The sequence below is a fragment of the Pontibacter saemangeumensis genome (assembly GCF_039541895.1).
In the GTDB taxonomy this organism is placed as follows: Bacteria; Bacteroidota; Bacteroidia; order Cytophagales; family Hymenobacteraceae; genus Pontibacter; species Pontibacter saemangeumensis.
Genome location: NZ_BAABHC010000031.1, coordinates 1,137 through 12,724, shown reverse-complemented (window position 1 = coordinate 12,724; position 11,588 = coordinate 1,137). Strand labels below are relative to the sequence as shown.

The 11,588-nt window shown below is 50.3% G+C and carries 8 protein-coding genes; all 8 read right to left on the bottom strand.

Features of this window, described 5'->3' with window-relative positions:
• Nucleotides 1-127: 127 nt before the first annotated feature.
• The 8 genes from ABD920_RS22105 to ABD920_RS22070 all read right to left on the bottom strand — a co-directional run bounded on the left by ABD920_RS22105 (nt 128) and on the right by ABD920_RS22070 (nt 10,884).
• Entirely contained in the window at nt 128-1,219 is a 1,092-nt protein-coding gene (locus tag ABD920_RS22105; RefSeq protein ID WP_345162429.1) for a Fic family protein, read from the bottom strand.
• Between the two features lie 242 nt (nt 1,220-1,461).
• Nucleotides 1,462-2,268: a hypothetical protein gene (locus ABD920_RS22100; RefSeq protein WP_345162427.1), complete on the bottom strand. Its 807-nt coding sequence runs from the start codon at nt 2,266-2,268 to the stop codon at nt 1,462-1,464.
• 536 nt (nt 2,269-2,804) lie between these two features.
• Nucleotides 2,805-3,722 carry a hypothetical protein gene (locus ABD920_RS22095; RefSeq protein WP_345162425.1) on the bottom strand — a complete coding sequence of 306 codons (918 nt, stop codon included), beginning with the start codon at nt 3,720-3,722 and terminating at the stop codon, nt 2,805-2,807.
• Between the two features lie 163 nt (nt 3,723-3,885).
• Nucleotides 3,886-4,767, bottom strand: a complete 882-nt coding sequence (locus ABD920_RS22090; RefSeq protein WP_345162423.1) for a helix-turn-helix domain-containing protein — start codon at nt 4,765-4,767, stop codon at nt 3,886-3,888.
• 189 nt (nt 4,768-4,956) lie between these two features.
• Nucleotides 4,957-7,398 (bottom strand): TonB-dependent receptor, encoded by a 2,442-nt coding sequence (locus ABD920_RS22085; protein ID WP_345162421.1) that lies wholly within the window; start codon nt 7,396-7,398, stop codon nt 4,957-4,959.
• 376 nt (nt 7,399-7,774) lie between these two features.
• Nucleotides 7,775-8,584, bottom strand: a complete 810-nt coding sequence (locus ABD920_RS22080; RefSeq protein ID WP_345162419.1) for an AraC family transcriptional regulator — start codon at nt 8,582-8,584, stop codon at nt 7,775-7,777.
• A gap of 647 nt (nt 8,585-9,231) precedes the next feature.
• On the bottom strand, nt 9,232-10,020 hold the full coding sequence (locus ABD920_RS22075) for a hypothetical protein (protein WP_345162417.1): 789 nt from the start codon (nt 10,018-10,020) through the stop codon (nt 9,232-9,234).
• A gap of 294 nt (nt 10,021-10,314) precedes the next feature.
• Nucleotides 10,315-10,884 (bottom strand): recombinase family protein, encoded by a 570-nt coding sequence (locus ABD920_RS22070; RefSeq protein WP_345162415.1) that lies wholly within the window; start codon nt 10,882-10,884, stop codon nt 10,315-10,317.
• Between the last annotated feature and the right edge of the window lie 704 nt (nt 10,885-11,588).

The window sequence follows — 11,588 nt, the reverse complement described above, 5'->3', positions numbered from 1 at the left end:
CTGTTTCTGATAAACTTTCAACCCAATCAACAAAAGGGAAAAAGGATACTTACAGGATTAGTGACAAACATAGGATGTAAAGTAGAACCAGTTTGTGGTACTTACAGCAATAGCTATTTCTCGTTGCTTAACCATTTCGCAGCAGCTTATAGAGCTGGTGGTTAATGTAGACATTTTCCTTGCCTATCTGTTCCAGAGACAGCACCCCAGTTGCCTGCAGTGCTTTCAGGTACCTGGAGGCTGCTTTCCGCTCCACTTTTAGACCGTTAGAGATGTACTCAATCTTGGTGTAGGGGTGGATGAAGAGCTGTTCTATTAGGTCCTTAGAGTATATTTTGGGGGCTTCCTGTTTTACTTTCTCCTGAACCTGGTTGAATAGGGCGTGTATGTCGTTTATCTGGCCGATGGTCTGCCGGGCTGTGCTCTCCGTGGCCTTCAGCATAAACAAAATCCACTCCGCCCAATTTTCTTTCGTTCTTACCTCCTGAAGTAGCCGGTAGTAATCGCTTTTGTTGTCGATGATATAGCCGCTCAGGAAAAGGATCGGGATCTCCAGCAACCCCTGCAGGATGAGGTATAGTACGTTGAGGATCCTGCCCGTCCTTCCGTTCCCGTCATAGAAGGGGTGGATGCTCTCAAACTGGTAATGCTGTATGGCCATTCTGATCAGGGGCGATGTTTCCCCGGGCTCTTCGTTTAGGAAGCGCTCCAGGTTCCTCATCAGGTTCTGAATGACCTCTCTGTCATCGGGCGGCGTGTAGATAGTCTCCCCCGTCATGTCATTCTTGAGCGCCGTTCCGGGCAGCTGCCGAATGCCCGCCTGGTTCTCCTCCAGTATAGCCTGTATACGGCAGATGCTGTTGACATTTATAAATCCTCGTGTCTGTATTTCATCATAACCAAACAGCAGCGCTTCCCGGTAGCGCAGCACCTCCTTTGTGGCAGGATCTGCCCGCACGGAGGTTGCCGTCAGGGCTTGGTAGAGCTTGTCGTGCGTGGTAATGATATTCTCCACCTCCGAACTTGCCTGTGCCTCCTTGAGCACGATCGCGTTAATGAGGATGCCCTGGTTAGGCAGTGTTTTGGCCAGGCCTTTCAGCTCTGCCAGGGCTACCGCCGCCCTGCTCTCCTGCTTTAAAATGGTTATGGACTCTATCTTCTGGGAAGGAGGGGGCAGAAGAGAAAGATCATTGAAAGGTTTATCGGGTGCTATGGCCATACGAGGAGTTTGTTGTGAGACAAAAGTATGGAAAACGGTACATGAATCATAGTACATGTACCATCATGGTACATGAGATAAGGAACGTGTACCATAGTGGGATATATAAACGCTATTGCACTGATCACAGAAAAGCCCTCTGCTGAACATGAAAGTAGTTATAAGCGAAACAGCCCTTGCAGCCTCTTGGAGGGGTTGTTTTAGTACTTTGACAGGAACGGAGACTGAAAAAACCCAGCATTTTAATTCCTCAGTACCGGAAAGAAAAGTGCGAGGATGTTGAAAATAAGTCCCAGCACACAAATGACAACAGTCCAGAATATCGCCTTCCGACTGAGGGGCGGCCCGTTACGCAGCATGGTGATTCCCAACGGCACCAGTGCGACACAGAGCCCAATGATGCCGATCGCCCGGATTTCAGTACCCTTGAGCGTGCCGAATGGCACCATAACCATCAGACCCAGGGCAATGGAGCGGAGCAGATTAAGCGTGCCGGAGCGATAGGCTCCAATGGCCAGTACAATCCAACCAGCCATAATGGCCCCATTCAGGTTCCGGAACACATGGAAGGGCCGATAAGAATCCGAGACGGCTTGCCACGCCAGCTCCCGGCTCTGTACGTGAACCAGTTGAAAGGCCAGGTGGTCGATACCCGCATGGAAAGTGCGGGTAAAAAGCCCCAGAATAGCCAACGTGCCTCCCCAAATCCCCCATACCCTGCTCCAGGCTCCGATAAACGTTGCCAGGGAAATGATCCCAAAACACAGGATGACGCTGCCTAAGGCATAGCAACTGTAAGCGGCAGTGATGAGGGTGGGATGCGCCTCAAATGCCTCCAACTGCTGCGGGGCAAAGAAGTGAAACTGAATGCGAAGCAAAGCGCCGGTAAGAATGAGAGCGGGGCCCAAAATCAAGCTGGCTCCCCCCACCCAGCGGCCGGGAAATACTGCTGCTTGCGGTGCGGGCCCTATCAGTTGCTGGTCAGAGTGTGGTTCAGGGGATTGCTTCTGGTTGTCCATGCCCTCTAAATTAGCGTTTTCTGCTTTCAAAGCAACAGGGTGTAATTCATATGTTTATAGGGTGAGGAGATAATATTTAGGCATCAGTTATGCATATCAATGATAGTCATGTAAGAACCCTGCTGTTTATAGATAACTTTATTTGAAGCCTGATTTTTATCGGTAAGGGAATTCGGGTAAAGTACCTGCTGCTAACAAAACTAAAACGCCGGCTAGCCATCATTTAGCCAAATCATTTTGCTTAACATAAAGCAGCTTATGGGCTATAGCAAAAGGAAGGTTCCCCGTGATGGGGAGCCTTTGTTGTTCGATAACGCCGATTATGTTAAATGAGAGCCCTGATGTACCAACGTACAATAGCCTCCTAACACTTTTCGATTCTATTTAAGAAGACTGCTTAGGCAAAAGAACGCACCGCTTGCCACGGTAAATAATTAGACCAGTTATGTGACTTCGAAGGGTAATGAATTAATCTTACCGTTAGGCGTTGACAGACTCAATAAAACCTAACGGCTAAATTATCTTTACCTTTGCATCTTAAGAAAGTTGAAATAGTTTACTGAATGCTAAATTATTTCACAAGGCGAAGGCGGTACTGTTTCTATAACTCTCCATAAATACGATATTTCATATTCGCCTCCATGACCAACAAAATGCAAAACACTACTTTCAGCACCAGAACCAAAGGGAGCATTTCTATCTGGAACAACAATGGACACATCAGAAAGCGGAAAAACGTCATTTGCTGCGGCTAATACCGCATTTGCAATAGCGGGCTCTAAGACGGAGGCTACTGCGCCAATCTTTGAACCTTTTTGCCATCCTGTTCCTGGAATCTGGGATATTATAGCACTCAAAGTTCCGTGAACCTCTCTTGTAGCTTTGGCATATTCTCTGATAGCTTCCTCTATTCCAGAGAGATCGCCAAGCCAATCTTCTTCTATAAGGAAGAATCCTGCACTTATGCTCATGGGTAAGGAATCGTTGGCAGCTAGTTCAACATTTGCTACAACTAATTCCATTGGTACAACAGTACCATCTTGGTAGTTGCTACCAAGGTCGGATAGACCTTGCGGCGGAGTTGTTTGTTGTTCTACGGGCTGTCCTGTCTTCTGGGATGTAGTAACAACTTTCAGGCGCATCGCTTCATTTGCCACTCCTTCCCCTTCAAAAGGCCACACTCCTTCGTGTTCTGTTTCATCTACACATCGAACGCTTGTGATGACTAATGAGTAATTTAAGTGACCTACTTCGCCTGTACGCCAAATCTTGCCGTCACGATGCCGTTGATAAATAGTATTAGCGGCTGCGCCAACGATATCAACAGTAGCAGGGTTCTGGTCTATCAACTCCCATCCTGTTATTGGTGTGCCTGTGTAGCGCCAGATTCTGCCGTTATTGTGCAACTGATACAGAGCTCTGTCTGAGGATGTACAAATTTTCTGTGTTGCCGGATTTTGATCAAGTTTAAGCCAAGTTGCCATACTTTACTTTATAATGATTTAAAATATTTAAAATCAGATTAATTGGTTGTTATCATAGCTAATGATAGCCCCTTTTTCTTTAAGAGAACCAATCCCAAAATGAATTGAAATCTGATATTAAATTCAGGAATAAATAATAACTAGTATTGGAAAAATGCGACATTTATAAAACGTACAACTTTTGCACATCTTTAAGTGCATTCGTTAAAGAAAACATGGGACCATCTTCTGTATCTTCCTTAAAACAGATCAATAATTTTTCTTGCTCATCAAGAAATTGAGCAGGACTCATCCCAACAACTTTGCCGAAATGATTGATAAAGTGCGATTGATCGTAGTAGCCTGTTTCATGCACAACATCCAATACATCCTTTTGGTAGATAGCCAATTGCTTGAAAGCATGATTAAACTTTATGATCTTACAATACGCTTTCGGTGAAATGCCTACTGCTTCTATAAATTTTCTTTCAAGGCTCCTGGTGCTTATTCTCAATGTTGTTGCTAACTCCTTAATAGATATATTGCCTTTGGACAGTTTTATTAAACTGTTAGCTTCGGCAATGCTGTGGCTTTCACGCCATTCCTTCGCTATAATTCTTTTGCAGAGGAACCCTTCAACAAGAGAAAGCTGCTTGGCGGGATCAGGCTCCTCGATCACCTGCTGGTAGAGTATGGATGCTTTACTACCCCAGATATCTTCTAACGACAATACTTGCCCTGTCATCTCATGCTGAGGGATTCCGAAGAACTGGTGAATGGCGTTGGGAGTCAGCTCGAACCCGATGATGTTAACCTCGCCTCCCTGAACCCAATGGTGCGCAATTTCAAATTGCTGGCCTGAAATAAACATATCGCCACTTTCAGACCTTTCTGTGGAGCTAGGTCCTCTAGTTACGTATTTCCCGCTCCCCCAGAATAAGGAAATGAATACATTACCGGTTGGAATAGCGGTCATAGATGACAGCCCGTTGGGACTAACCGTAAACCGATGAATCTGCTTGACATATGGTTTTAATAGCAGATGCTGAGGTTGAAGTATTTGCATCGTTTATCTAAGAATAGTGAAGCAAAAAATTAAGAAGCCACTACCAACAGCTTATTTGCTCTAAGGCAGACATTAGAAAGGTCGTGCAACAGCGGGTCAGGTTGATATGTCTGTTGTAAACCTGGTGCATGGTCAACTGTCAATCTGTTGTAGAGCCTGGCACCGACAGCCATAACAGGTAAGCCAACATCAATTTCCGACACGGCTTCGCTCGTCTTCAGAGCCTGTCTCCCGTTTAGTAGCCGCTTTGACATTTTTGTCCCCGAGGTTGCGGGTGTAAGTGAGCCGTATTACCCGGGGCTCATGGATATTGAAGAACACCTGGTCCAGGTTTGCCGATGGGTAGGCCAGTTTGATTCTGAACCGGTTGGTCCAGAAAATATCGCTGATGGAGAAGTCAAACGCGCCCCGCTCTTTCTCCAGCTTCTTTTGAACCCCGAAATTCACCGCTCCCGTACTGGTTTGCTCAAACATGCCAAACAGCGCCTTGATTTGGTAGAATCCTGTGAGCTCCATGCTGAAATCGGCAGGAAGCTTGAACGTCTGGGTAGCGTTCATCCTGCCATAGCGGCCGGAGGTCTTCAGCTGCATGCCTTCGTACGCCGTACGGCTTTGCTGCCAGACGGCAGCCAGGTTGTATTGCATCTGCCACCAGGAGGCCACCGTAAACGGCAGGCTCAGGTTGAGGGAATAAGTCTCGTTCCTGTCGACATTGGCTATATACACGTTCTGGATGTTGGTGCCGGGGTTCAGGCGGACCATCCAGTTGATGGCGTCCCTGTCATGGCTGGCCTGCAGGGAAAGCATATATTTACCTTTGAGCTGGTAGCCTGCCTGCACGGCATCGGTGATGGTCGGCTTCAGCGCCTCATTCCCGGACCAGAGGGAATAAGGGTCTTTGAAGCTCACGAAAGGCACCAGGTTATTGAAGGTCGGGCGGGTGATGCGGCGGCTGTAAGAGAACTGCAGGCTATTGTCCCCATTCAGCTCCCTGGACAGGAAGAGGCTGGGGAACAGGTTATGGTAGCTGCGCAGCACGAGGTTCTTTTGGTCGGGGCTGTTGATGTTGGTGAAGGTGTACTCCCAGCGCAAGCCGGCCTGCAGGGAAGTCTTGTATTTTCCCTGAAGATTCAGGTTCGCGTAGGCAGCCACGATATCCTCAGACATGTCGATCTCCTGGCTTAGCTGAGCGTCCCTTACCCAGCTTTCCTGCAGTCCCCTTTCCACCGCCACCTCATTGTCCAGTCTGGTGAACGTGGCCTTGGCGCCCGTCTCTATTTTCGTGTTGTCGGCTGTAGTGTAGGTATAGTCCGCTTTTGCCACGCCAATGCGCATGGGAGTGGCCTTGTCAACCCTTATCTCCTCCCGGGCAGTTTCCCCGCTCCCCTGGAACCGGTAGTGGATGTCGTAGGCCGCCGGGCTTGCATTATCATACAGCAGGTAATCCAGGTCAATGTCAATATGCTGTTTCTCTCCGAGCGAGTGCTTTATGCTTAAGTTTGCCATGAGGTGCCGCCAGCGGTTTATCTCGCGGGTGTGCTGCGCTATCAGTGTGGGCGGTTTCTGCCCTTCCTGTATCTGAATGGTGTTCAGGGCATCAGTATCCGTTTTGTTAGAAAAGCCGGAGACCATTCCCCCAAGGACGGTTCTGGGGCTTACGCTGTAATCAAATCCCACGCGGGACGTGTGGTTGATGACCTTATAGGGGCTGTCGCTCACAGAGCTGGTATGGGTAGTGGTGCCTTGATCAGTTACCGCACGGATATTACCCAGCTCGTTCCAGTTGTGGTTATGGGACCAGGAATAATCCCCGAAAAGGTTCAGTCGCTGCGTGCGGTGGTTCAGGCTCAGGCTGGTTACGTACTTTCCGTACCTCCCGTAGCCCGCGGTTGCGGAAAGGGAGCCGTTGGTGCCGTAGCCGGTGTGCTCTCTGAGGACAATGTTGATCATCCCAGCGTTTCCCTCCGCGTCATATCGTGCGGAAGGGGTCGTGATAAGCTCTATCTTCTCTATGTTGGCCGCGGTGAGGCCCTCCAGCATCTGAAGAACCGCAGCGGACGGGAGGCGGCTGAGCTTGCCGTCCACCATCACCTGCACGCCTGACTTGCCGTTCATGGAAAGCGCGCTGTTTTGCCGGTCTATGGCGATGCCCGGAGAGCGCTCCAGCACCTCCAGCGCCGTGGCCCCTGCAGCCGTGATGCTGCTTTGCACATTTACCACCAGGCGGTCAATCTGCTGCTCGTACAGCGGCCGTGTCGCTTCTACGGTCACTTCACCCAGGGCCAGCGCATCCTGTGTCATCCCAATGCCGGGCACCAGGAAGTCGGTGCCCGCCACAGTGAAGGCCGGCGAGAAGGCCGGTTTGTAGCCGACCATGGAAGCTTTTATGATATAGGAGCCTGGTGCTACCTGATCAAAAGAATACCTCCCCTCCATGTCCGTGATGGCGCCTTTCACCAAAGCGGAATCCCCTGCCTGCAGCAACAGTGCATTTGCGAAAGACAAAGGCTTGCTTTCGGCCTCTACCAGCAACCCCCTTACCTGCGCCTGGCCAAGTACCTGCTGTGCCTGGAAAGCATAAAACACAAGGCAGGCGCAAACTGTTGTAAACTTCCCCATAACCTCCTTCATTTCTTTATCCTTAGAGTGCTACTGGCAGTGTTCTTTAGCGAGCATCCCGTGTTAGGCTATCACTTAACCTGTGCTCTGGCCAGGTTTAGGAAACCCGGCTTCGGAGGGTCAGTCGTGGCGCACGGCTTGAGTTGCATGCCTGACTCTATAGGGTAGTGCCGAATACATGATGTGCCTGTCACATGATACGGTGCTTATAAAAGATTACTTTGAAGGCACTCATGCCGTTCATACCCACTCTGCTTTGCCGCAAACGTCTTCTAAAGCGAACAGACGGTCAGTTCGCCCCGGTTCGTAACTGTATGCCTAAGATAGGAGATTGGAAGAAGGAATAATTGTAAAAACCCGTCATGTGAGCGAAATTTTGAAAGGCTCCTTATTCCGTTTCTTCCTGCAAAAGCCGTTTCAGGAATGGAGAGTCCTCCTGCAGGAACTGTTTCGGGTTCATCTTGATGAAGCGCCTGAAGTCCTTGTTGAAGTGAGCGGCATCATAGTGCCCCTTTTCGTACACCACATCAGTCAGCAGCCTGTCGCCTTTCCCCATGACCAGATTGACAGCCTGCCGCATCTGAACCATCTTGGCGTAGTACTTGGGCGAGACGCCCATCTTCTCCAGGAAGACACGCTCCACCTGCCTTTCACCCAATCCCAGCAGGCGGGCCATTTCCGTTACGCTTACCTGCCCCCCGCGCTGCTCAACCCACTGCGTCAGGCAGTAAACGTCATCTTTCAATATCTGATGCACCGGCAGATGTGTCTCAAGAAACCCCTTGACCAGGCTTAGCTTTGCGTGGATATCCGAGGCGTTCAGGATTCTGTCCGTGTGCTCGTTTTCAGCTGCGGCGTCTATGGGGGTGAAGCGGTCGGTGAATGTTCTTAAGGGGTTTCTGTAAAGATGATACAGCGCGACGGGGTGGAGTTCCACAAAGATGAACTCTACATAGCCAGAGCAATGGACCTGCATTTGCTCCTTGCAAATATTGCCGCCCACCCCAAAGCAGGTCATCACCTTTTCGGTATGGTGCTTGTACTTTAAATCCGCTGTTTCCGCGTGGGCATAGATGAGATAGGCGCCGCTGGCCACCACGGGGAGCACGTACTCGCTGGGGGGAGTGCTGTAGTTGATCAGGTACTTCTTCACGATCGGGAAAAGCGGCCCGGCTGTAAATACTTCGACATGGCGCATATCTTCAATAGGTTGTTTTTCGCTTCCCTGTTTGAGGCCAGCAACAGAAGCCTTCAGTTCAGGATTCGAGTAAAGTATAGCATCAGGTGCACATCTATTGTATTTTACTTGTTTTTATTTGGATAAGTTGTTCCTGGTTAAACTGTAGAAAAGGGCAAGCTTCAAAACAACTGAGTTGGGGAGCGTATCATCATAAGCTAAGGTTACAAAAGATGGGAAACTCTCAGGCTTTCATCTGGTCGCCTTTAGGTTAACCTATTTCAGGCCGAGACACAGTCTCTTGAAACGGCGGGAAATTGAGATGAAAATCACCTTTGTGGGGCTCAGGCGGCCAGCGTAACGATTTTCCCTTGGTTTGCGAACGGTTTGCAGCAAGTTTGCAAACCAAGGGACACAGCACAGGTAAACATCTCTGCTGTGTCAGCTGCTTTTTGAATGGACAGTGCCTATTTCCGCCAGATCAGCATGCAGCAGCCTGTAAGAGTGGACGCACCGCCACTCTTGCCCTATACTACCATGGTTGCACCCGGTTTGCAAACCGGGTGCAACCATGGGCATCAGTCCCATGAAACGGCTATTTTCTCTGATTTGCGACAACCCGTATTTTTGGGGGCCAGTTCCTCTAACCGGGGGCAGGTTCAACTGCCTCAGTCACACCCCGAGTAGGTATACACGCTTTGATGAGCTCCAGCCTCTCCCTCTCTTGTCTCTTCCATCTCCGTCACAAAACCGGAGGAATTGTATTGATAAGTGTAGTGGGTGATCTCATCTTGCTGGCTAACATGCACGGATGTTTCTTTGCCGGGGTTGTTTCTGCTTACGCCAACCGTCAACATGCCCTTCGCGGCATAAATAACGTTAAGGTTGTTGTCATAGTCCTCATAGGTCGTGGTGCCTACAACCTGCCCGTTCCCGTCATGATGCGTGACCCTGCTGATATTCTCACTATTGCCGATGTAGGCGAAGGTCCTCTTGGAGCTGCTCCCATCGCCAGCTTCAGCGATTTCCGTTACTCTTCCATTCGTGTCGTAGGTGTAGGTCTCAGTGCGCAAGCCGCTGCCGTCCCTATGGTCGACCGTTTGAGCCAAGGCTCCGTCAGGGTTGTACGTATGGGTTTTATAGCCCTCGATGCGGCCGCTGTCCCAGATATAATCCTCCCTTACCAGTTGGTGGCTTGCATTGTAGGAGAAAGTGGAAGCCTCAACGAGCTCGGATGGCATGCCTTCTACCTCTGTGACCTTTGTAACGTAGCCCTGGCTGTCGTATTCTACCTTTGTGGCAGATCCGTCCGACACTCCATTCTCATAGAAGGAAACCTCTGTGAGTTTGCATTCACTTGGTTGGGGAAAATCAATCTCATCGTCATGGCAGGAGGCAAGCAAGACAGATAGGATCAACAAAAGCCGGCGGGTTTTCACTGTAGGAAATGTTTTCATAGGAAACGGTTTTGAATGTCAGTAAAGCAGATCTTCTTTCATATGGATCGCATACCACTTTGCATTCGCTGTATGTTCACACAGAAGAGCCCGCCTGAGTAAAAGTAGACAGAATCTTCATCAAAGTAAATACCTGAAAACCAGTTCGATGTCAAAAAAAAGCCTTGCCTGCTGAATTCGCTGAACAGCGGCATCAGAGGGGTTTGCACGGGTGCTGCTTCAGGTGCTATTGTCCCCGGTGCAAACACAACTGCAAACCGGGTGCAAACGCTAATTGGCCGGAGTCAGGCAGGCTCATGCCTCCTTCGCCTGGCCTAGGTAGCGGTAGCAGGTGGCCCGGCCGATGCCCAGGATCTGGGCGATCTCCTCCACCGTCTTGGTGCCCGAGCCGAAGAGGATGCGGGCGGAGCGGGCCTTCTCCATCGCTGGCTTTGACAGACCCGCCGGCCTGCCGCCCTTCTTGCCCCTGGCCTTGGCAGCTGCCAGCCCCGCCTTCGTTCTCTCCCGGATTATCTCGCGCTCGAACTCTGCCAGGGAGGCGAAGATGTTGAAGGTGAACCTGCCGGTGGGGGTGGCCGTGTTGATGCCGTCCTGCAGGCTCACGAACTCCACCCCCCTCTCCTTGAACTCCGCTACCAAATCAATCAGGTCCCTGAGCGAGCGGCCCAGCCGGTCGAGCTTCCACACCACCACCGTGTCGCCCGCCCGCAGCTGGTTTATCATCTTCTCCAGCTCCGGCCGCTCCTTGTTCCTGCCTGATTTCTTCTCGCGGAACAGCTGGCCGCACCCGTAGTGGGTGAGGGCGTCGGTCTGCAGCTCCAGCTTCTGGTCCTGTGTCGAGACACGGGCGTACCCTACCTTCATAAGCATCTCATTAACTCATCTCAAATATAGCGAATGCATTTTGATTAATGAGACGGCAAAACGGGAATCGGCATATGCCCCCGGCGCGCTGCGCTGGCCGTTTTCGCGGATGGGCCTCCGGGCGTCCACGGATCCCGTAAAACGGGGGAATAATGATACGAAACCCGCGGTTGCACCTTGTTTGCAAACCGAGTGCAGCCAGGGCAGACCGAAGCGGGAATAACGGTAGATCCGCACCTATAGGCTGCCTCTGGCCTCTCCGGCAGCGAAAGCGCTTCTACGTTGGGAGGCGACTGACATAGTAGAGGTATTTACCTGTGCTTTTCCATCGGAAGCAAACCTGCTGCAAACCATTCGCAAATTAGGTGCAAACCTAGGGAAAATCGTTACGCTGGCTGCTTGAGCTATCTACAGGTGATTTTCATCTCAATTTTCCGCCGTTTCGCGGGACTGCTATAGTTTTAGCCCAAACCATCCTGCACCTGCCAAGGCTTCTTAGTAATCCTGGCTTCAGCACGTGTGGGAGGCAGGGATTGACGCAAAATTGCTTATATTGAAGAAGCAGGACGGAAAAAAGTAAAATAGCTTTGAAAACTTCTGGTCCTACACCCAAGTTGAAGCAGGCCACCTCCGGCCACAGGTAGATAGCCGCCTGTTGACGCATGTCCCCGAGTTGTAGACAATGAATCTGAAACAACCATAGA